The organism is Spirosoma sp. 48-14 (assembly GCF_001898575.1).
GTDB lineage: Bacteria > Bacteroidota > Bacteroidia > Cytophagales > Spirosomataceae > Spirosoma.
In genome coordinates this window covers 66,258-88,795 of sequence record NZ_MKUD01000019.1, presented here as the reverse complement: position 1 = coordinate 88,795, position 22,538 = coordinate 66,258, and the positions used below count along the sequence as shown (strand labels likewise).

Here is a 22,538-nt window from a genome sequence, read left to right as displayed (position 1 = left end):
CTTTGGGGCTGGTCTGGTCGGGTAACAGCTGTTACCCGACTAGGGGCGGGATTAGAAACTGATGGCCAGACTGGTTGTTAGTGAGGAATTTGTTTTACTGAATCCGGTAGCCGTCTCGAAGATCGCATCCTTACTGTCGTACATCTTGCCTTCGATACGAACCAGCGCGTTGGGCATAATGGCATAATCATAATTCAGAGAATACCCTATGGTTTGAAATCCGTTGGGAGTTCCGGTGCTGATAATGACCCCATTCTGGTCAGCATAGTATTCGATACGGCCAGCCAGGTAGCTTTTGGCACTGGTAGCTACACGAGCAATAACAACCGGGGAATACCAGACATAGCTGCCTGTACCAATCCGACGGTCGCCGGGGCCGATGGGTTTGCGGTCGGCACCGATATCGAAGCCCAGAATTACGCCCACTTTACCGGCTGGGTTGATAATGGCATAGAAGTTATTGAAGAATCGCCCCTGTTTCAGGGAGTCGGGCCGATCGGAGCCAATAAAGGTGCTCCAGTTCAGGGTTACCTTATCCGATGGTTTAAACTGGACCTGGGTGCTAAACGATGGACCACTATAGCCAGGTAATTTGGCAATCCGCTGCCAGCCATTCAGGACCGATCCAAGAAGTACCCATTTGCCGTTGGGTGTCGTGTAGGTGAGCTTGGCTCCCGACAGATAGTAAGGCGAATTTTCGGCTAGCAGGCTACGGGTAAGCGTCCAGCAGTCCTTCGAAATAGCACTTTCAAAGCCAATGTGCGAGGTGAAAATACCCGCATCCAGCCACAGGTCGCGGGATTTACTGAGCTTGACCCCAGCGTTGGCCTCCAGGATATTTTTCAGCAGACCCTGTTCGGCTGCGTAGTTGTACTGAGCATATGTGCCAACCTGAAGGGCAAGGTTTGCCCGGAGCCGATCAGTTGAATAGGCTCCTTTCAAATACGCCAGATTGATGTTCACCTCCCGGTTTCGTTTGTGATTGTACAGAAAACCGGGTCGTTCCTGGGTCGTTTTGGGGGCAGTAAAGTCGTGGGTGTAATACGCTTCTACATAGCCCGTTAACGTCAGTCCAGAGCCGGAAGAATGGACGGACAGGTCGGGTGCTGATGGGCTTTTGGTGGAGTCGGTTGATGAAGTTCCTGGTTGAATAGCGTGTTGAGTCGTGTCGGTGGTTTGACCAAAGGACGAACTGGATACGACCGATACTGCGAAAATGGTACTTAAAACTAGGTTCATGACTGTGTTTGACCGATGAGTCGGTCTGTGGTTGTTGTACTTTTAAAAATGACAGCGGAAAAAGCGGGCTGCCGGGAAACGTGTTATTCCTGGGCTATTTAGCCTGGGATACATACTCTGCAATGGGCCCGAGCGCCAGAGCAGGAAAGGTACAGAGCGCGCCGATGATCAGCACAACGGCCGTTACCAGGATGCCAAATGTAACGGATTCAGTGGGCAGCACACCGGCTGATGGGGGTGTATACTGCTTTCTGTATAAACTGCCTGCGATGGCCAGTGGGCCGATCAGGGGAATAAATCGCCCCATGAACATAACAAAGCTGGTGGTTAAATTCCAGAACGGAGTGTTATCGGCCAGCCCTTCAAAGCCAGAACCATTCCCGGCCACCGACGACACATATTCGTACAGAATGGTCGTGAATCCGTGAAAGCCAGGATTGCTTAACCAGCCTATATCGGGATTCGCCTGTTGAATGGCGACTGCTATGGCGGTGGCACCCAGATACAGGAGGGGCATAATGACCATAATCAGAGCGGCTACCTGGATTTCGGGAATACCTACTTTTTTGCCCAGTAGTTCGGGGGTTCGCCCAATCATCAGGCTGCCAATAAAAATAGCGATGATGAGGTAGAGAAACATGTACAGAAAACCCGTTCCAACACCACCGTAAAAGGCATCGACCTGCATACCCAGCAGCATGAACAGACTGGCCAGAGGAGTGTAGCTGTCATGCATGGATGTGAGCGTTCCGGCCGGTATTACTACATTCACACCGCACCAGAAAGCTGACCCCAGGGTGCCAAATCGCATTTCCTTGCCTTCCAGATTCCCCATCGACTGATCGACCCCCAGCAACGAAACGGCGGTGTTGCCCGTCAGTTCCTGTTGAATGATGGGTAGCGTAAGCGCCAGCCAGCAACCCGTCATAATGGTAAACAGCAGCCAGGCCAGCTTTTTTCGATGCAGGAAGTAGCCGACGAAGACCACAAAAGCGATGGGCAGGAGCAGCACATTGATCAGGTTTATGCCATAACTCACCATGTCCGGGTTTTCGAACGGATGGGCCGTGTTGGTTCCAAAAAAGCCGCCACCGTTCGAACCCAGGTGTTTGATGGGAATCATGGCAGCTACGGGGCCTGTGGCTACCGTCTGCTCAACGCCCTCCAGCGTATGAATGAGGGTGTAGGGCTGAAATGTCATGGGAACCCCACGTAGCAGTAGCCATACCGCACCCAGAACCGACAGGGGCAGAAATACCCGCGTAATCGATAGCACAAAATCCTGGTAGAAGTTGCCTACGTTTGAACTCGTTTTGGCCTGTAACGAACGGACGACTGCTACCCCGACGGCTAAACTGGTGGCTGCCGAGACAAACTGCAAAAAAGTCAGTACGGCCATCTGGGTGAAGTAGGTGGCACCGCTTTCACCGGAGTAGTGCTGAAGATTTGTGCTTGTCAGAAAGCTAATGGCCGTATTGATGGCCAGTGACCAGTCCATGGAGGGTATACCCCCCTGGTTCCAGAAAGGTATCGAAGCCTGCGTTCGTAAGGCCAGGAGCGCATAAGCAAGCCAGATGCTGTTGATCGTTAAAAGCGAGAGGGCATATTGCTGCCAGGTCATCGACTGATACGGATCGATGCCCCCAGCCCGATAGATACACCGCTCAACAGGGGTCAACACATCGAGCGCCGTAGGCTGGCCTCTAAAGACCCGACTCATGTACCGACCCATCAGAACGGCCAGACCAGCGGCAAATACGAACAGCAGGGTCAGCCCCAACAGTTGATAATACATACTCGTTCGTCGGAAGAACCGGCTCATCCGGTTCCCCGGAACAAGCCGGTCTGGATTACTTTAACTGGTCAAGAGCTACGTTCAGGGCCAACACATTCACTTTGGCAGGGCCAAATAAACCCAGCAAAGGGCCTTCGGTATGATCATCGACCAACTGATTCAGTCGTTCGGCCGAAAGACTCCGCACGCGGGCAATACGGGCGATCTGAATTTTAGCCCCTGCTGGCGATAAATCTGGGTCAAGCCCTGAACCGGAAGCCGTTACCAGCTCAGCCGGAATGGCGTCTTTTTGTACACCAGGATTGTGTACCAGAAACGTATCGATGCGGGCCTGAACGGATTTCAGGTAGTCGGGGTTCGATGGGCCTTTGTTTGAGCCTGCCGAACCAGCAGCATTGTACTCTACCGCCGAGGGGCGACTGTTGAAATAACGATCTTCAGTGAATTTCTGCCCGATCAGCTTATAGCCGACTACCTTACCATTCACGGTAACCGTTTCGCCTTTACCACCACCAGGGGCTAATTTAGCAATGCCTGCGACGACCAACGGATAAATAACCGCTAATAAAACCAGCATGACCACCGTGAGTCGGATGGCTGGACCAATATGAGATTTCATGGTATTTGTTCAAGTTTAAATAGTCGGAGTACGAAAGCGCGTACTCCGATGGATGGTGATTAAATAAACAGCCCTACAGCCAGATCAATCAGTTTGATTCCGACAAAAGGGGCGACAATACCGCCGAGCCCGTAGATGAACAGGTTCCGGCGCAGGAGTGCCGAAGCACCGATCGGCTTGTATTCAACACCCCGCAGGGCCAGTGGAATAAGTAGGGGAATGATGATCGCATTGAAAATGACCGCCGATAAGATGGCCGATTCGGGCGAATGTAACCCCATAATGTTCAGTGCCTGTAGTGCTGGGATCGACAGCGTAAACAGCGCAGGAACAATGGCAAAGTATTTGGCTACGTCGTTGGCAATGCTGAACGTTGTCAGCGTACCGCGCGTGATGAGCAACTGTTTCCCAATTTCAACCACCTCGATAAGTTTGGTTGGGTCGTTGTCCAGATCGACCATGTTGCCCGCTTCTTTAGCGGCCTGCGTTCCCGAGTTCATGGCTACACCTACATCGGCCTGGGCAAGCGCCGGAGCATCGTTGGTTCCATCGCCCATCATGGCTACCAGTTTACCGCCCGTCTGTTCGCGACGGATGTAGTTCATTTTATCTTCGGGTTTGGCTTCGGCAATGAAATCATCAACGCCTGCTTTGCCAGCAATGAATTTGGCTGTCAGGGGGTTGTCGCCGGTTACCATCACCGTTTTCACGCCCATTTTCCGAAGGCGGTCGAATCGTTCAGATATGCCTGGTTTGATGATGTCCTGTAGCTCGATGACTCCCTTGACGGCTTCATTCTCGATAACAACCAGCGGTGTGCCCCCATTGGCAGCTATTTCATTGGCTTTCGTTTCTATTTCTGACGGAAAGACATTGCCAGCCCGCTGTACGATGGCCCGGATGGAGTCCATAGCACCTTTGCGTATCCGAAGCGACTCTCCGCCCGGAAGGGGTACGTCAATGCCCGACGAGCGTGTTTCGGCCGTAAACTTGATGAGGGTTGCCCCCGTGGTACTCAGGTTGCGGGTGACATCCGTTTCGCCATTGCGGGCCAGTTCAACGATCGATTTGCCCTCGGGCGTTTCGTCGGCCAGTGAGCTTAAGGCTGATGCTCGTACCATGTCGGTCTGGCTAACGCCGGGAGCCGGGTAAAAATTAGTTGCTTTCCGGTTGCCAATCGTGATCGTTCCTGTTTTGTCGAGCAGCAGTGTATCGACATCCCCAGCCGTTTCGACTGCCCGTCCCGATTTCGCGATGACATTGGCCTGGAGAGCCCGGTCCATCCCGGCAATACCGATGGCCGATAGTAATCCACCGATGGTGGTTGGAATCAGACAGACGAAGAGCGAAATGAGGGCTGCAATCGTGATGGGCGTGTTGGCATAGTCGGCAAAGGGTTTCAGGGCTACGCAGACGATGATAAAGATCAGGGTGAAACCAGCCAGTAAAATCGTCAGGGCGATTTCGTTCGGGGTTTTCTGACGGGTAGCGCCTTCAACCAGCGCAATCATCTTGTCCAGAAACGATTCGCCGGGTTGGGTCGTCACCATTACTTTGATACGATCCGACAGTACTTTCGTACCGCCCGTTACGGACGATTTGTCGCCACCGGCTTCACGAATCACAGGTGCCGATTCGCCCGTAATGGCCGACTCATCGATGGTGGCCAGCCCTTCCACGATTTCGCCGTCTGAAGGAATAATATCACCGGCTTCACAGAGGAATATATCCCCCTTTTTTAGTTGTGCAGATGAAATGGTTTGTACTTCGTCGAGTTTGTATTCGCCAACCGGACGGATCACTTTGGCTGGGGTTTCCTGACGGGTTTTTCGGAGCGATTCGGCCTGCGCTTTGCCCCGTGCTTCGGCAATGGCTTCGGCGAAATTGGCGAATAGAACTGTCACCAGCAGGATAAATGTAATGCTTAGGTTGTACGCCAGTGAGCCCTGGGTAGTATCGCCTGTGACACCAATGTAAACAGTGACCAGAACCATGATGAGAGTACCGACTTCAACGGTAAACATCACCGGGTTTTTGACTAAAATAGCGGGATTCAGTTTGATAAATGATTCCCGGATGGCCGTCCCGATCAGTTCTTTCTGGAACAGGCCGGGCCGTGTGCGGTTCGGGGAAGAAAGTTGCTTTGCCATAGTGGTAATAGGCCGCTTACGCGGTGGGTTGGTCACCCTTCGGCATTACATAGGATAGCCGAAGGGGTGACGACGTTCCTGTTATTTAAGCGAAAAATATTCAGCGAGTGGCCCGAGTGTCAGGGCCGGAAAAAACGAAAGCGCTGTGATGATGAAGATGACCGCAAAAATCATCAAGCCAAACGTAGGGGTATCGACGGGTAAGGTACCGGCCGACTCAGGGACGTATTTCTTACGAGCCAGCAGTCCGGCAATGGCAACGGGACCAATGATCGGAATGTAGCGCCCCATGATCAGAACGATACCTGTAGCATAGTTCCAGAAAAAGTTATTGTCGCCCAGGCCCTCAAAACCCGATCCGTTGTTGGCATTGGATGAAGTCATCTCGTACAGCATCTCGGTAAATCCGTGAAAACCGGGGTTGTTGAGCCAGGCTGAAGGTTTAACGGCCCAGGACGCATCCCCATAGTGGATGAAGAACCAGGCGGCCAGTGCCGTTCCGCCCTTTACCAGAAAGGCACTCAGCAGGGCAACGATCGACGCAATCTTGATTTCGCGGGCTTCAACTTTTCGGCCGAAAAGTTCGGGGGTTCGTCCCACCATGAGTCCTGAAATGAATACGGCGATAATCAGGAAGTAGTAGAAGTTGAGCAACCCGGCCCCCACACCTCCGTAGAAGGCATTGACCATCATCCCCAGTAGCTCCATAGTGCCCGACATGGCCATGGAACTGTCGTGCATGGAATTGACGGAGCCTGTTGAAATAACGGTGGTAACGATGCTCCAGTAAGCCGAGGCCAGGGGGCCAAATCGTACCTCTTTCCCTTCCATGGCACCTGTGGGCTGACCGATTCCCAGGTGGGCAATAGCCGGATTCCCACCCAGCTCTGTCAGTATGGTAGGAACCAATAGCATCAACAGCCCCACCGTCATAACGGCATAAATGACCCAGGCGAACCGTTTCCGGTTGATGAAGAATCCCAGCGCAAAAATCATGGCAATGGGTATGACAACCTGAGCGATCATCTCGACCATGTTGGTCAGATAATTGGGGTTTTCAAGCGGGTGGGCTGAGTTGGCACCAAACCAGCCCCCACCATTGGTGCCCAGGTGCTTGATGGCAATAAATCCGGCAGCGGGCCCCCGCGACACCCCAACAGTATCGCCCTGCATGGTTACGAGGGTGTCTTTTCCGTCGAAACTGGCTGGTGTACCATTGAAAGCCAGAATCATGGCTATGACCAAACTGAAGGGCAGCAGTACGCGGGTAATTGATTTGACGAAGAGTACATAGAAATTCCCGACGGTCTCAACGGGTTTGGGCATAAACGAGCGGAACAGAAGCACCGCAGCGGCTATGCCGGTAGCTGCCGAAACGAACTGGAGAAACATCAGTACGCCAAGCTGGGTAAGATACGTTACCCCCGACTCGCCTGAGTAATGTTGCAGATTACAGTTGATAAGAAAACTAATGGCCGTGTTAAATGCCAGATCGGGCGTTTGCGACGGGTTGCCATCCGGATTCAGGGGCAAGCTTCCCTGAGTTAGTAGCAGCACAAAAGCGTAAATCAGCCACAGTGCATTGATCGTCAGTAAAGCCACCAGATTTTCTTTCCAGTTCATCTCCCGGCTGGGGTCAATGCCACCCAGGCGATAAATGAGCCTTTCCAGGGGCTTCATGAAGTCGAACGCATTCGGTTCATCTTTAAAAACGTTGGCAAGAAACTTGCCCAGAGGTATTGCCAGTAGCACGGTGATGCCGTAGGTGACAATAACCCCCATCCATTCGGTAGTCATTGTGTAGTTTGAGTTAGAATTTTTCTGGTTTAATCAGGACGTAGAGCATGTAAGCGAAAACCAGAAGCGCAACAATAAAGACGAGCGTAATCATGATAGTCCGGTGAGCCGGTGTTTAGTTTAAATGCGTTCGAACCAGTCGATAGCTTTGTAGAAAATGATAAAGCAAAGAATGGCAGTCACAATCAGCAGCAGGAGCGTTCCCATAAAAGACCTGTTTGGTTTCGCTACCAGATGGTCCAAACCTGTGCCAGTTCTTCAGAGGTAGCTATGAATTTGATGTTAACTATCTGAAATGAAGTAACTTGTATTTGTTGGTCGATGTGCTTGCAGATGAGGGCCTACTGGAAAGCTTTCCATTTTGGAAGGGTGTATTTCCATTTTGGAAGGGTCGCCGGGTAACGACCATACGATCGAGAGAGGCCGGGGGCGTAGACCTTTGCCTAACTTGGCCGGTACAGGTAAGGGCAAATAAACGCGTACTGTATATATTTGACGAAGTCAGGAACCAGCTCGTCTGGCTATTGGCAGTACGGCTTAAACAGAGTTCGCTATGCTTAAGAAATTTTTACCGCTCGTTATTAGTATATATGCGCTCGTTCCTGCTGCTTTAGGAGGGGTAATAACTAATCAACCAGACCTGAGGACGTCTGTTGCGCTGAATTTTTACGAGATGGCTGAGTCCGGGCCTTTCTTGTTGATTGAAGGGCAGATTCGGCACGAAGAGCTACTGGATGCCAAAATGACGGCGGAGGAATACCTGAAAACAACTACCCCCAATCCGTCGAGTCTGGAAATCATTCGGGAAGAGGCTGACTTTGGTCGGGTCGATCCCCAAAAAGCTTACATCATTGTCCGGGTGAAATACCGGGCAAAAAACCATCTGGGAAGCCTGCGTATCAACGAAAAAGTTTTTGTGTTCGACAACAAGCTGAACCTGAAAAGCGTGCAGCCTATGTAAATTCAGAAGAGAACGCTTCGTACCTCTTTCGCTTTCCCCTTACAGTGTCGATTGATCAAATGCCTCATCTTCCAGCCGCTGTCGGTAGTCGATGGCCATCATCATGAATTGTAGTTCGGATTTCGTGCGAATGGCTGGGGCGAAATCGTAGAAGAAAAAGGTATTGTCTTCTGCCAGCAATCGGCCTGCTACACCCTTATAGGTGTATCCTGATTTTCGATTCGGCAGTTTTACAAAGCCCAGAGCGAGGAGTAAGTCGTGATTGATTTCCATTGCTCAGCCTGTCTTAGACCAGGGATGTTATAGGTGAGTTGTACGAAAAGAATGGGGAAAATAGGCCGCTACGAGCTCAGTAAAGGCAATCCCGATAAAGATTAACGTTTTCGCAGGCTTAATTCCCGATTAAGATTTCCTGTTTCGGCATTTCCGGGGGCATTTTGTTTTTGGCCGGGTTGGATTTTGGTCGCTAAATACCGACGTTTACCGCCGTTTCTTTTCCAAGTTGATTCTGCTCATGAACGATTCAAACCTGGCGGGACTATTCCCGACCGATGATCAAATTCCAGCCGAGTATCGAATTGAACCCATTCATCAGCGCGAATACCTGCTCAATGGTGAAATGCGTCAGTGGGACGGCCCAGTATCGGAGGTATATTCGCCTATTTGCATTCCCGCTGCCGATGGGACCTTAGAACGAAAACTGGTTGGCAGTTTTCCCGTGACGGGAGAAAAAGAAGCCCTGGAGGCTCTGGACGCTGCCGTTGCCGCTTATGACAATGGCCGGGGCGAATGGCCACAAATGGGAGTGGCCGACCGGATAGCCTGCATGGAAACGTTTGTGGGTAAAATGCTGGAACAACGGAAGCTGGTCGTGAACCTGATTATGTGGGAAATTGGCAAAAATCTGGCCGACGCGACCAAAGAGTTTGACCGTACAGTAAAGTATATTTACGATACCATCGACACGCTCAAAAATATGGACCATAACTCGTCGCGGTTTCGTATTGAAGAGGGTATTATTGGGCAGGTCCGTCGGTCTCCTCTGGGTGTTGTGCTGGCCATGGGGCCTTTCAATTACCCACTGAACGAGACGTATACAACGCTGATCCCGGCTATTTTGATGGGTAACACCATCCTGTTCAAAACGCCTAAGCACGGTTCACTACTGCATTATCCATTGCTCGAAGCATTTCGTACCAGTTTTCCCAAAGGCGTGGTAAATTCGTTGTATGGGCGTGGTGCCAATGTGGTGCCTCCCGTGATGCAGTCCGGAAAAGTGAATGTGCTGACCCTGATCGGCTCTAGCCGCGTAGCCGACGAACTGCAACGTCAGCACCCTAAACTAAATCGGCTCCGGTCCATCATGAGTCTGGATGCTAAAAATGCAGCGATCATTCTACCCGACGCCGATCTGGACGTAGCCGTGAGTGAGTGTTTACTCGGAACGCTATCCTTTAACGGTCAACGGTGTACGGCTATTAAGATTATTTGGGCGCACGAGTCAATTGTCGAAGAGTTCCTGAAACGATTTGGCCCTGCCGTTAGTAAACTGAAACCAGGTATGCCCTGGACAGCTGGCACTCAGATCACGCCATTACCTGAACCCAATAAGACCCAGTATCTGGCCGACATCATCGCTGATGCTCAGGCTGGTGGAGCGTCTATCGTCAATGAAGGGGGGGGCGAAACGGAAGCATCGCTATTCCGACCGGCTGTAGTGTACCCCGTTCGTGAGGGGATGCGGCTGTACCGCGAAGAACAGTTTGGCCCGGTCATTCCTGTTGTGGCTTATACGGACGAAGAAGAATTTATCCAGTACCTGATCACCGACGATCATGGCATGCAGGCCAGTATTTTTGGAACCGATACCGACGCCATCGCCAAACTGATCGACCCGTTAGTGAATCTGGTAAGCCGGGTGAATATCAATGCTCAATGTCAGCGCGGGCCCGATACGTTCCCCTTTACAGGGCGGAAAGATTCGGCTGAAGGGACGCTTTCTGTTGAAGATGCGCTGCGGTCGTTTTCGATTCGGTCGGCGGTGGCTACGAAAGATACTGGAACCAATAAGACTATTCTGAACGATATTGTTCGTGGACACAAATCAGAATTCTTAAGTACAAACTTTATTTTTTGATGTCCTATAGCCTGGGCGGCCACGTTCGGGGATGTCAAATCAGTTTTAACCCGGATGTGGCCATCCGGGCTATATACAATTGCTCACTGCCACTAAACTTACGAAAACATACGCGGAGGTCGCTGCCGTCCGGCAGGTTTCGCTGACGCTGGAACCCGGTCGAATTATGGCACTGGTTGGTGCTAGTGGTTCCGGCAAAAGTACCCTGCTTAATCTTTTGGCTGGCCTGTCAGATGCCGATGCGGGGGAAGTCTGGTTGAATGGGCAACGGGTCGTGGGGCCGTCGGAGAAGCTGGTCGCTGGTCACGACGATATACGGCTGGTGCATCAGGAGTACCAGCTCATGCCTAATGTCTCGGTCCGGGAAAACATCGCCTACGCCCTGCGCTTTTTCGAAAAAGCCTACCGCGATTTTCGCGTAGATCAGTTACTAAAACTGTGTCGTCTAACTGACGTACAGGACCGGATTCCGCGCCAGGTGTCGGGTGGCGAAAAACAGCGTACGGCCATTGCCCGCGCTATTGCCGATAAACCTGCTGTGCTGTTGCTGGATGAACCCTTTAGCCATCTCGATTTACCCAACCGGCTTATTGTTCGGGATCTTCTTTTCGATCTGGTACATCATGAACAGACGTCTTGTCTGTTTGTCACCCACGATGCGTCGGATGCGCTATCTTTGGCCGATACGCTGGGTATTTTGCGCGATGGAAAACTGGTTCAGTCGGGGACGCCTAAAACCGTGTACCATCAGCCCGCTACAGCCTATGCGGCACGTATGACGGGTCTGGCCAATATCTTCAAAGCGAAGTATTTGCCGGTATTCGGCCTTACAGAGCCGCAACAGTCAGAAGAGTTGATTTGCCTGCGTCCTGAACAGGTTCGACTCGATGAACAAGGAACGCCCGGAACGATACGAGTTATCTTTTTCAAGGGAAGTCATTACGAACTGGATGTGCAGGTGTCACGCTACCTGTCCTTACGTTTGCTAACGACCCGCGATGATCTGCTCGTCAATCAGCAGGTAAAAATCTCCTTTGATGACAAGGCGGTCTGGCGGCTCAAAAGCTAATTTTCAATAACTATTCTGATTGCGTACGGTTGTTAAACCAGGCCAGTAGAGTGCCGAAGGTTGTAACAAACTCGTATGTAGTATGAATCGTCAGGATAATTTGCAGGACATTGATCAGGATATAAAAACCGGGAAGAAAACCGTTCTGGTTGGCGAGAAAACCGAAGGCGTCGAACCAACGGGTGTCGATGATCAATCGACGGGTATGGGCGATGGAGACAGTGACTATTTAGGAAAAACGAACAAAAAGGACGCGGAGAACGACTAACATAAAAAAGAGAAAAGGATGACTTGCAAGCCATCCTTTTCTCTTTTTTATGTCTTCTATTGGTTATAAAAGTCGTTTGATCAATTGCTCGACAGAGATTCCTTCGGCTTCAGCCTTGAAGTTCCGAACCACCCGGTGACGAAGAATTGGTAGGGCTACGGCTTTCACATCTTCAATATCGGGCGAGTATTTGCCATTGAGCAGGGCATTGCATTTAGAGGCCAGAATCAGTGCCTGCGATGCCCGTGGTCCTGCCCCCCATTCGAGGTATTGGTTCGCATCGGAAGAGGCCATTTCGGTATTCGGACGAGTCTTGTGCACGAGCTTGACCGCGTATTCAACGACGTTGTCGACAACGGGTACTCGGCGTACAAGGTGTTGGAATTCCCGAATTTCTTCGCCGGTAATGACCCGTTTTACTTCGTTCTTTTGATCGGAAGTGGTGTTTTTTACGATGTCCAGCTCCGATTGATACGATGGGTAATCCAGATAAATATTAAACATGAACCGGTCCAACTGCGCTTCGGGGAGCGGATAGGTTCCTTCCTGTTCAATCGGGTTCTGGGTAGCCAGTACGAAGAAGGGGCGACCCAGATTATATTTTTGCCCGGCAATAGTCACCGCGTATTCCTGCATGGCTTCGAGCAGAGCCGATTGGGTTTTAGGCGGAGTCCGGTTGATCTCATCGGCCAGAATGATATTGGCAAAGACAGGCCCTTTGATGAATTTGAAGTTACGTTCCTGATCAAGCGTTTCCGAACCCAGAATATCCGATGGCATGAGGTCAGGTGTAAACTGAATACGGTTAAAGTCAAGATCGAGGGCACTGGCGATGGTCTGGATCAGCAGTGTTTTTGCCAGACCCGGCACTCCAACCAGCAGACAGTGCCCCTGGCAGAAGATAGCCGTTAACAGCAGACGGACAGTTTCATCCTGCCCAATGACGACTTTGGAAATTTCACTTTTGAGCTTTTGATACGAGTTTGTAAGGGCTTCGGCAGCCGCAACGTCCGATGAGTAAGGCACAGGTATAAAAGTTAGTTTTGAATAATAGAATGATAGAATGATTGACTTGTTTCAGTGAGATCATTAGTAAACAAGTCAATCATTCTATCATTCAAAATTAATTTCCACCAGTACTGGCTGCACTATTTTGGGTTGTGCCGAAGATTCGACAGCCATGAAATTCCGGGTCGATTGTAATATACACGTCAGCAATCGATTTGCGGAACCAGTCGTCGATAGCCCGGTTTTTCTTATTTTGAAGTACAATGGTTTGTAGCTTTTCAAAATCTTTCGTGTAGTCAGCCGTATGGGGGACAATCTTACTTTTATAGTACAACAACCGTACCGCACTTTTGCCATCTTCGGTCCGGTAAGGTAACGGTTTCGAAATGGCTCCTACCTGCATGGTGTCGAGCATCTGGAACAGGGCATATTCCATGGTACCGTCCATCGCCAAACGGCTGGCACCCGATTGTGGATCGCGGAGCAGTCCACCTGCATCGGCCGTGGATTTATCTTCCGAAAAATCTTTGGCGGCTTTGTCAAATTTCAGTGAGTCGATCTGAATCAGGTTCCGCAGACTATCGAGGTAATGGGTTGGGCCTGTCAGGTCAAGGCGGTTGTAATCGGGGCGTAGCAGAATGTGCCGGGCGTGGTATTCGGCACCACGGGTTTCGATTAACTGAATCAGGTGAAGCCCAAATTCCGATTCAACCACATCCGACATTTCGTTGGGTTTCAGTTTGAGCGCAGCGCCTTCAAAAGGAGCCACCATCATCCCCCGCTTGGCAAACCCTAAATCCCCATTGCGTTCGGCTGAGCTTACGTCTTCGGAGTTTTCTTTGGCCAGCTTACCAAAATCTTCCCCTTTTTCAACGCGCTTTTTCAAATCAAGCAGCCGTTGGCGCAAGGCTTCTTTCTGCTCTTTAGTCGGTTTGGCAAATCGGACAATCTGGCCAACTTCCACTTCGGCAGGCATGTAAGGGAGGCTGTCTTTGGGAATGCTATCGAAAAACTTACGAACCTCGCGGGGAGTGATCTTAACATCGTTCGTAATTTTCTGCTGCATTTTCTGGACAATCTTCTGATCTTTCACCTGCTGGCGTAGCTCGCTTTTCAGCATCTCCAGGCTTTTGCCGTAGGCTTCAACGATATTTTTCTCGGACCCGAACTGCTGCACCATGTATTGCATACGGGTATCGAGTTCGTTGTCCACGATTTTGTCGTCTACTACGACTGAGTCGATCTCTGCTTTGGCCAGCATCATTTTATTGATTACCAAGCTTTCGAGCAACTGGCATTTCTGCGGAGGGGTCTGATTTTGTCCGACATACGACTGGTAAGCCTCTTCGAGGTCGGAGCGCAGCACATAGTAATTATCGACTTTGGCGATTATTTTATTGAGGCTTAAACCCTGTCCCTGCCCAAACGATGGAGCTGTCAGGAGAAAGCCCGTCAAAATAAGAAGCACACTGCTGATTACTTTTTTCATAATCTCAAATATACGCACAGAACCGCTATAGGCCTGTGTTTTAAGAAAAATTAAGGCGAGGAGCTTGGTGCTTGGAGTTGGGTGGTTGAGATAACTCCCTGCACCAAGCTCCTCGCTCCAAGCTTATTTTACCAACCGCTGAATTTCCTGTTCGTTTACTTTAACGGGGTATGTTTGTTTGAGTTGTGTAAGCCACTGTTTTTCAAGCTGAGCCTGGTACTCGTTGATAACCGTTCCACGGGCTTCGGCAAATGTTTTGGCACGGGCGGGTTCTATCCGGCTGATGATGACGGCAACGGATTTATTGTCGCGATGCAAGGTAGTAGTCCCCACTTTCCACTGATTGATGGCGTTGAGGTAGGGATTCGACCCTTCGGCAAAAACACCTTCTGTAAGCGTGATGGCTGGCTGGTTTCCAGTAGCTGCGGATCGGCTGTTGAGCACACGTACGACATCCTCTTTCGAATTGCTGAAATACTGGAACGTAACATTCCGCTGCGCATCACGAGCTACCCCTGGTCGGGCGCCCTGGTAATCTTTCTCCATGATCCGACTCAAGGCCACACCGTTCTTCTGAAGGTAATTGACCACATTCCGAATGCGACCGGCCGAGACGGTATCGGTTTCAGTAGGGTCGTGTGAGCCGCTCACTTCAACCACATAATCGGGGTTGCGACTCATGACAACCAGTACATCGAACAGGGTTTCGCGTAGTTGCGGAGTTAGCGTTGTCTGATTTTTGGTAAACGACAAAGGTGCGGCCGACCGCTTAAGCTGATAGGGTGGGCGGTTGCTAAAAAGCGTTGTCGCCTGGGCTAACAGGCTGTCGTTCTGAGCGATTACGATGGTGGCAACGGCCCGTTCCGGGAAGCGATATTTCGCTTTATTCTGCTCGAAGTAGAGCCGTTGACCCGTAGAGTCACTCATCGAACGATCCCACACATTCTGTTCCATCATTTGCGAAAGCAGTACCCCATCGCGGATTTCGTTCATCAATGCCCGGAATTCGGGTGATTTTTTGTCCAGATTAGCTTCCTCGGTGGCGATTAACTGATCACCAACAAAACGATCGTACAGCCGACGCATTGCAACAATCGGAGACCCCGTAGCTGGTCGGTCGGCCGGTGTAGCCGGATTGGAAGCCAGGGCTGGATTTCGCTGGGGTTGCTGTCGCTGACGAACAAAGGCAAAAAACTGATTGACCGTGAAGGGCTGCCGGGCTATGGTAACGAGCGTCTTTCCCTGAAGGGTTGGGTCGAGCGGTTCGGTGTAGCGCCATTGTCCGCGTAGTAAACTGCTGTCGGCTTTGGTAAGCGCAACATCGAGTAGCGATTTGACATCTTCAACAGCATACTCTTTCCGTAACCGTTGCACGGTAGCTTGCCGGAGCATCTCGGCCCGGCTATCGGTCGTAACCCGTTGCCGCAGCGAAGGGGCCAGCGTGGTGTAGGGGTCAATGGCCCGACGCTCGATGAGTTTGATGATATGCCAGCCGTAATTAGTGTGAACGGGTTTCGAATAGTCGCCCGGTTTGATGAGCGAGAAAGCAGCATCTTCAAACGCAGGCACCCAGCGGCCGGGTTCGAACAGGGGTAAAACTCCACCGTTGTTTTTGGAGGTAGCATCATCGGAAACTTCGCGACAAACCAGTTCGAACGAGTCACCTTTTTGCAAACGGGCATAAGCGGCATCGATACGCTCCTGAGCGGCTTTCTGACCTGCCTCGTCGGCACTGGGACTAATGCGGACCAGAATGTGCGCTACCCGCGCCCGCCCCCGACTAGGCCGACGGCTATTGACCTTGATCAAATGATAGCCAAATCGGGTTCGAACGGGCTGCGAAATGCTCCCAACGGGTGTCGTGTAAATGGCTGTTTCGAGCGGATACACCACGTCGAAGACCGGAACAAAGCCCAAATTTCCACCCGTTTTAGCCGTAGCCACATCCTGCGAGTTATCGCGGGCAAGCTGAGCAAAATCCGTTCCGGCCAGTGCTTGCTGACGTAGGGATACAATTTTCTGATAAGCAGCCAATGTATCAGCAGGAAGCGCATCTTCCGATACTGAAATCAGAATGTGCTGGGCATTCACATCCTGTTGCATACGCTGGTAGGCTTCTGCCGCCAAAGATTCGACCTGTAACTTATCGGTTAAATATGATTGAGCCAGTTGCTTCCGGTAGGTGGCCATCTCTTCCCGAAAGGCTTCGGTCGTGTCGTGCCCTTCGGCTTCGGCAGCTAGTACTTTTAGTTTAAGATTCGTGTATAAATCAAAATACTCTTTGATATCGGTACGTTGGGCCGAGTCCGCCGAAAGTTGATTTTTGGTGAACGACTGAAAAAAATCATCGGTCGTGAATGTCTTGTTGCCCAGGGTCAGAATGACTGGTTTTGGGGGAGTTTGCTGAACAACAGGTGTGGTTGTTTTGCAGGCTGAGACAAGTAAAGCCAGCAATAAACCTCCAGTTATATGGCGCATAGCGTCGATTTAAGTGATTGGGAACGTAGGGGTAAAACAGTTCTGATAACAAAAACATTCGCTCCCGTTAAAGGAACGATTGGGTAGCAAGGTTATTGGCGAACAGGCTGAATTTTAACGGTTTTGAGGAGCACATCGTAGTCCAGTCGGTAGTCGAATGCATCCTTCATATGCTGACCCGTAAACTGAGCCGGTACATGCACCAGACGCTGGCCTGATTTTCGAAGATCAGCCTCCCGGAGTTCTACACTACTTTGACCCAGCAAATCATCTTCGTCGAGTTTATCGATCAATTGTAAGCCAACTCCTGATGCCACCAGACCTGCCGATACATATTTGAGTGGCGTCAGAACTTCGGTTGCCGTAATGAGTAAGCCAACCGGAATAGCCACTACATTGTGGATTTTCTGGATTTTAGCCATTGTTTCCCGGGCACGGGTGTAATCGTCCACTTCAATCAGCACCAATGAGGCCACAATGCGTCCGTTGCGCGGTAAGGTCAGGCTGATGGGCTTGGCCGGGCTAATTGGTTCCGAACCACTCTTTTGCAGGTCAATCTGTTGATCTTTCTGGACCGGCACCACGCCCCAGCCGCCATTGACAACCCCAACCGCCTTATTCTGGGCATCGTAGCTCGTCAGCGAATAGGCCAACATCAGTTCATCGCGCCGGGTAAGGGTCTCTTCCAGATTGAGTGCCTTTAACGAACGGGGAACCAGCTCAGCCGTAAGAGCCGGTTGACGCACGCAGCCCATTGTCTGAACCAGGATTGCACTGATTAAACTGATTTTTATGATTTTGTTAAAAATATTCATTGCTTCAGTATACCAGAACAAGCGAGATTTTGGTAAATGGATGTTTATGAATCATATCAAGTAGCTAAACTGAGAAGAGTTTATTCCAGATAAACAAAATCATAAAAATCAGTTTAATCAGCGGAATCCCGGTTCAGACAAGTGGCTCTTGCTGACTCAGGCAGTGAAAACTACCCAGGCCCCAGACGATGTCGGTTGAGTCGATACCAATGATTTTTCGGTCGGGGAAACAGGTGCCGATGATGTCGAGGGCCTGCTGATCTTTGGTACACCGGAACGTAGGGACAATGACGGCACCATTGGTGATCAGGAAATTGGCATACGAAGCGGGGAGCCGCAAACCGTCGCTAACAACCGGATCGGGCATGGGCAGCTCAACAATGTTCAGTTGCTTGCCATTCAGAAGCCGCATTTGCCTGAGTTCGTGATGGATTTCCTGCAAAAACGGATAGTTATCGTCCTGCTGATTCGATTCATAGGCAGCTATCACCGTGTCTTCATTGACGAATCGGACCGTATCGTCGATATGACCATCAGTGTCATCACCAACGATGCCTTCTTCGACCCAGAGTACCTGTTGAACACCGTAATAATCGCACAGATACTGTTCAATCTGGGCCTGGTTCAGATGGCTATTACGGTTTTGGTTGAGTAAACATGCCCGGCTGGTCAGTACCGTACCTGCCCCGTTAAATTCGACCGACCCACCTTCCATAATGATACCCGGTGTTACGTAATTTAATCCCCGGTAATGCGCGATTTCGACCGGAATTAGGTCGTCCCGATCATACGGAGGGTATTTTTCTCCCCAGGCATTATACCCCCAGTTTACAATCATTCGTTCTTTTTTGGCCGGGTTGATCAAGAATGCAGGTCCATGATCGCGGCACCAGGAATCGTTGGTCGGGTGGGGCAGGAGTGTAATCCTACTCATATCGGCTCCGGCTGCCAATAAGCGGAGTTTAGCTGCCTGAATAACGATCTCATTATGGGCGTTAATGCACACCTGCTCGCTTTCGGCAATGGCCTTGATGAAGTCGATATAGGCCGGAAACATCAGCTCCTGACGATCTTTGGTCCAGGAAGCTTCGGTATGTGGCCAACTGAGCCAGGTGGCCATGTGTGGATGCCATTCGGCAGGAAAGAAAAAGCCCTCACGGGCAGGAAGAAAAGACATTTACGAACGATATAGGATGAATAATGAATACCATGCACGATAAGGTAGTGGCTAACCTTATTCATTTCAGCGTATTCATCATACATTGATAATGTGGTTGATTCAATCAATGGCTGTATCTTCATGCAACCATTACAGCACACCGGCAAAAATACATAAATATGCAGTTCAACAGGCAACTTTGTTGGCTCAAGGCGATTGCGTTGCTCCTGATCTGGGCAACAAAAGGTATCGCTCAACCCATGTCAAAGCCGGTATCGGCGCTTGATCGATTACCCTTCTGGCATCCTGTGTATAAGCCAGTCAATACGTATATGCCGTCTAGCTATTATCCCAAGCCAGATGCGCATAGCTTTGAAAATCTCGATCAATTGCTTCAGCGGGCAAAAGCTGGTGAAAAAATAGAAGCCTTAAGCATCGATCAGTCGGTATATCGGCAGGGAAATCTGGCTGTGTTGAGTCAGTTATCATCGGTGCGCGTTTTAAGCCTGAGCGGGTTGACAGTCGGGCAAACAGACTCGCTCTTTCAGGCTGTTCGGAACTGGCCATCGTTAGAGCGGCTGGTCATTTTGGGGTATGCACTCATCGAAAATAAACCAGAAACCGCTCGTTTGTTAAAAACGGCACCCAATACGATTCAGCAGTGGCCAAAACTGATGGATATTCGACTCAATGGTGATTATCGATTATGGAAGCCGATCATAGAAAAGTTGCCTACCCTGAAAATTCTCCATCTCGATCAGAACAGCGTTCCGTCTATCGATCCTATAGTGCTCGATTTGAGTCAGTTGAATAAACTGGAGCAATTGAAGGTTAGCGGGCAGAACTGGGTAATTAAACCAGAGTTATTCCGAAACTTAACGCAATTGCAGGAGCTGTCATTGGCAATTGTCAAGGTCGATTCTACGACGTTTCAGCAAACAATTGATGGACTTACCAACCTGAACATACTGACGCTGGATAATATCCGTTCATTGCGGGAGCTACGATTAAATAAACTAACGAGTCTAAAAGAGTTTTATGTAAACAACAACTCGGAGTTAGTGATCAATACCCGTGATTTCATTTACCTGCCTGCTCTGGAACGGCTCACCATCCAGAGCGCGCACCCGTTTGATCTGTCGGGTATCTGTTCGCTGGCTCGCCTACGGTCGCTGAGACTGACCGGGCGAGGGACGTCGATGAAAATTCCTGATTGTCTGGGCCAGCTGAATCAACTAACGGAATTGTATATCGAGAATCTGAAACTGGATCGGCTACCCGTGTCCATCGGTTCGTTGCGTCAGTTGAAAAAATTGGGTGTAAGTTATTGCGGTCTTGATTCTGTCCCGGCTGACATTGGCCAGTTAACCGCACTTGAAGACCTGAATCTGTCTGGAAATAAACTGGCTCAACTGCCCGATCTTAGCCGGATACGGTCGCTACATCGACTGATGGCCAGTGGGAATCAACTGGTGACGTTGCCGGATGCCCTGGGTCAGTTGACACAGTTGACTACACTTGAACTGTCTCGCAACAAACTAACGCAATTGCCTGGGTCTTTTGGACGTTTGTCGGCCTTGCGAACGTTGAACGTAGACAATAATCAGTTGGAACGGCTGCCCGACGACCTGGGTAAACTGCGAAAGCTTCATTGGCTTTCGTTGCAGAATAATCAGTTGCGGGAGTTGCCAGCCAGTATCGGTCAACTGGATTCGTTACAACAGTTAACGATTGGCAATAACCGACTAAAAAACCTCCCCGATAAACTCGGCCAACTTCGCAATCTGACCGATTTGAGTATTGGAACCAATGAACTGACTGCCTTACCCGCCACGATAGGCGGTCTGACAAAACTGACCCGGCTAGCTATTTATCCAAATCCGATCACTGAGTTGCCTGCGTCCATTTGTGAGTTGCGAAATCTGGAATCACTTACGATTATGGGAACGCAGTTACGGCTCCTGCCTGATAATATCGGTGCTTTAATTAAACTTGAGCAATTGATGCTGAGTAATAACGAGTTAATCGCCTTGCCAACTAGCCTCGGGAACTGTCAGGAACTTACCAGTCTGTCGCTGGAACGGAATAAGCTGGAAGGTTTGCCTAACTCCATTGGCCGCTTGGTGAAGCTTCGTAATCTGAGAGTTACAGGTAAAGAAAAAGTGTTGGAAGGAGCAACGGGAGGCTTGCAGCAATTACCGGATAGTTTGGTCTATTGTACCAATTTGTGGGATGTCGCTATTGAGCGCCAACCTCAGTTGGACATCGATGACGTGCTGACAAAATTGGCCCGGCTGAAAAGCCTGTTTAACCTGAGTCTTACGGAATGTAATATCAGTCATCTCCCCGCCATTCCCTGGAAAGAGGTGAGTTGGAGTATGCTCAATCTGCATCAGAATCGATTGATGGAGTTGCCCGTCGAGATTCTCTATGCCCCCAAACTAAATGTTGTTTCGTTGTGGGACAACCGGCTTCCTGATGCGCTTAACCAGGGTTTTCATGATAAAGAGGCCCTACGGGTAGGCTTTGTGGAGGCTGGATTAGTACCACTGGAAAGCTTGCGTAAACCGAATCGAAGAGTGACTGCCGCTTACCAGCAAATAGCTAATCAGAAAGCCCGAACACGCGACTGGTCAGGTGCCATGACTGATCTTCAGAAGGCTATCGACTATGCGCCCGATACGATTCTATCCTTGCCGTATGCCCATCGAGCCAGTATGCACTTTTTCCGGAGGGAGTATGCCGATGCCCTGGCCGATTACGATAAAGCCATTGAGTATGCTCCGATGCTCCGTAAGGATAAATTTACGGATCCAGCATCGGCTAATCGAAATCTGGCTACATACTGGCAACAGAAAGCAGCTATTTTGGGGGTTACGGGCCAGCCAGAAGAAGCATTTAAAGCCATAGTACAGGCCGAACGGTTTCTACCGACGAATGATCAAACACCCTTGAGTGGGCATATTTACACCGAAAGTGGCCGGTATCTGGCCCAGAAAAATAAGCTGGTCGAAGCCGATTCCAATTTTTGCCGGGCCATTCGAGCCTATGAAAAACTGACGTATCCCGACCCCGGTACCCGCCTGACGATTGTGGAACTGAGTTTACTAACCGGCCAGTACGACCGGGCGCAACGAGCCCTGAATAACCTGCCGACAGAACAGATCCGGGATGGGTACGAAATTCTGAAAGAATATCTGGCCAATTGCCTGAGCGTTCTGAAAAATGAACAGACTGGATCGCAGGCACTGGAACGGTTAACGAAGTATTTTAGCCTGCATCCGGCCAAAGTGTACGGGTGGAGCTTCGACTTGTTTGATGGCTGGCTGAGTCGAAGCAAACTCGCGTCCGACAAACTAACGGCCCTTCGCCAGTTGACCGATACAACGAAAGAACGATTGGTAAAGCCTCAGTAAATAAAGCTGTAAATTCTTTCAAATGAACAGTTGCCCACGATCTGTGAGGAGACAGATCGTAGAGAATCAATTAAGACGTTGTTTGTATTAGTCAATAGGGTGAGGTCAGATTCTTAAATCTGACCTCGTGAGGTTTCT

General features: G+C 50.3%; 17 protein-coding genes. 5 read left to right on the top strand and 12 right to left on the bottom strand.

Annotation, left to right across the window (positions count from 1 at the left end):
- Window positions 1-51: 51 nt before the first annotated feature.
- From BGO59_RS11975 to BGO59_RS11950, 6 genes are all read right to left on the bottom strand, one after another.
- Complete coding sequence (locus tag BGO59_RS11975) at window positions 52-1,239, bottom strand: porin (RefSeq protein ID WP_293683861.1); 1,188 nt, start codon at window positions 1,237-1,239, stop codon at window positions 52-54.
- A 94-nt stretch (window positions 1,240-1,333) separates the two neighbouring features.
- Complete coding sequence (kdpA, locus tag BGO59_RS11970) at window positions 1,334-3,061, bottom strand: potassium-transporting ATPase subunit KdpA (protein WP_293683860.1); 1,728 nt, start codon at window positions 3,059-3,061, stop codon at window positions 1,334-1,336.
- A gap of 28 nt (window positions 3,062-3,089) precedes the next feature.
- A complete protein-coding gene (locus tag BGO59_RS11965; RefSeq protein WP_293683859.1) occupies window positions 3,090-3,653 on the bottom strand; it encodes a K(+)-transporting ATPase subunit C in 564 nt (187 codons plus the stop codon).
- A 59-nt stretch (window positions 3,654-3,712) separates the two neighbouring features.
- Window positions 3,713-5,803 (bottom strand): potassium-transporting ATPase subunit KdpB, encoded by a 2,091-nt coding sequence (gene kdpB, locus BGO59_RS11960; protein WP_293683858.1) that lies wholly within the window; start codon window positions 5,801-5,803, stop codon window positions 3,713-3,715.
- Window positions 5,804-5,884: 81 nt separating this feature from the next.
- Window positions 5,885-7,600 carry a potassium-transporting ATPase subunit KdpA gene (kdpA, locus tag BGO59_RS11955; RefSeq protein WP_293683857.1) on the bottom strand — a complete coding sequence of 572 codons (1,716 nt, stop codon included), beginning with the start codon at window positions 7,598-7,600 and terminating at the stop codon, window positions 5,885-5,887.
- Between the two features lie 13 nt (window positions 7,601-7,613).
- Window positions 7,614-7,694, bottom strand: coding sequence for a potassium-transporting ATPase subunit F (locus BGO59_RS11950; RefSeq protein ID WP_020599353.1), 81 nt, complete (start codon window positions 7,692-7,694; stop codon window positions 7,614-7,616).
- Between the two features lie 459 nt (window positions 7,695-8,153).
- Between BGO59_RS11950 and BGO59_RS11945 the strand changes: the two genes are divergently transcribed.
- Window positions 8,154-8,561 carry a hypothetical protein gene (locus BGO59_RS11945; protein ID WP_293683856.1) on the top strand — a complete coding sequence of 136 codons (408 nt, stop codon included), beginning with the start codon at window positions 8,154-8,156 and terminating at the stop codon, window positions 8,559-8,561.
- Between the two features lie 39 nt (window positions 8,562-8,600).
- Here the strand turns inward: BGO59_RS11945 and BGO59_RS11940 are convergent, their stop codons facing one another.
- The gene (locus BGO59_RS11940) at window positions 8,601-8,834 is read right to left on the bottom strand and encodes a hypothetical protein (RefSeq protein ID WP_293683855.1); all 234 of its coding nucleotides are present in this window, start codon (window positions 8,832-8,834) and stop codon (window positions 8,601-8,603) included.
- Between the two features lie 241 nt (window positions 8,835-9,075).
- On the opposite strand from BGO59_RS11940, the gene BGO59_RS11935 reads away from it, so the two are divergent.
- The 3 genes from BGO59_RS11935 (at window position 9,076) to BGO59_RS11925 (ending at window position 12,035) form a co-directional block, all read left to right on the top strand.
- Complete coding sequence (locus BGO59_RS11935; protein ID WP_293683854.1) at window positions 9,076-10,698, top strand: NADP-dependent glyceraldehyde-3-phosphate dehydrogenase; 1,623 nt, start codon at window positions 9,076-9,078, stop codon at window positions 10,696-10,698.
- Window positions 10,699-10,777: 79 nt separating this feature from the next.
- A complete protein-coding gene (locus BGO59_RS11930) occupies window positions 10,778-11,767 on the top strand; it encodes an ABC transporter ATP-binding protein (protein WP_293683853.1) in 990 nt (329 codons plus the stop codon).
- 82 nt (window positions 11,768-11,849) lie between these two features.
- Window positions 11,850-12,035 (top strand): hypothetical protein, encoded by a 186-nt coding sequence (locus BGO59_RS11925; RefSeq protein WP_293683852.1) that lies wholly within the window; start codon window positions 11,850-11,852, stop codon window positions 12,033-12,035.
- A 63-nt stretch (window positions 12,036-12,098) separates the two neighbouring features.
- On the opposite strand, the gene BGO59_RS11920 is transcribed toward BGO59_RS11925, so the two are convergent.
- The 5 genes from BGO59_RS11920 to BGO59_RS11900 all read right to left on the bottom strand — a co-directional run bounded on the left by BGO59_RS11920 (window position 12,099) and on the right by BGO59_RS11900 (window position 19,002).
- Window positions 12,099-13,061, bottom strand: coding sequence for a MoxR family ATPase (locus BGO59_RS11920; protein ID WP_293683851.1), 963 nt, complete (start codon window positions 13,059-13,061; stop codon window positions 12,099-12,101).
- Window positions 13,062-13,158: 97 nt separating this feature from the next.
- Window positions 13,159-14,532 carry a peptidylprolyl isomerase gene (locus BGO59_RS11915; RefSeq protein ID WP_293683850.1) on the bottom strand — a complete coding sequence of 458 codons (1,374 nt, stop codon included), beginning with the start codon at window positions 14,530-14,532 and terminating at the stop codon, window positions 13,159-13,161.
- Between the two features lie 123 nt (window positions 14,533-14,655).
- Window positions 14,656-17,010 (bottom strand): peptidylprolyl isomerase, encoded by a 2,355-nt coding sequence (locus tag BGO59_RS11910; protein WP_293683849.1) that lies wholly within the window; start codon window positions 17,008-17,010, stop codon window positions 14,656-14,658.
- Between the two features lie 92 nt (window positions 17,011-17,102).
- The gene (locus BGO59_RS11905) at window positions 17,103-17,825 is read right to left on the bottom strand and encodes a hypothetical protein (protein ID WP_293683848.1); all 723 of its coding nucleotides are present in this window, start codon (window positions 17,823-17,825) and stop codon (window positions 17,103-17,105) included.
- Window positions 17,826-17,958: 133 nt separating this feature from the next.
- On the bottom strand, window positions 17,959-19,002 hold the full coding sequence (locus BGO59_RS11900; RefSeq protein WP_293683847.1) for an agmatine/peptidylarginine deiminase: 1,044 nt from the start codon (window positions 19,000-19,002) through the stop codon (window positions 17,959-17,961).
- A 161-nt stretch (window positions 19,003-19,163) separates the two neighbouring features.
- On the opposite strand from BGO59_RS11900, the gene BGO59_RS11895 reads away from it, so the two are divergent.
- Window positions 19,164-22,400, top strand: coding sequence for a hypothetical protein (locus tag BGO59_RS11895; protein WP_293683846.1), 3,237 nt, complete (start codon window positions 19,164-19,166; stop codon window positions 22,398-22,400).
- The last annotated feature ends 138 nt before the right edge of the window (window positions 22,401-22,538 follow it).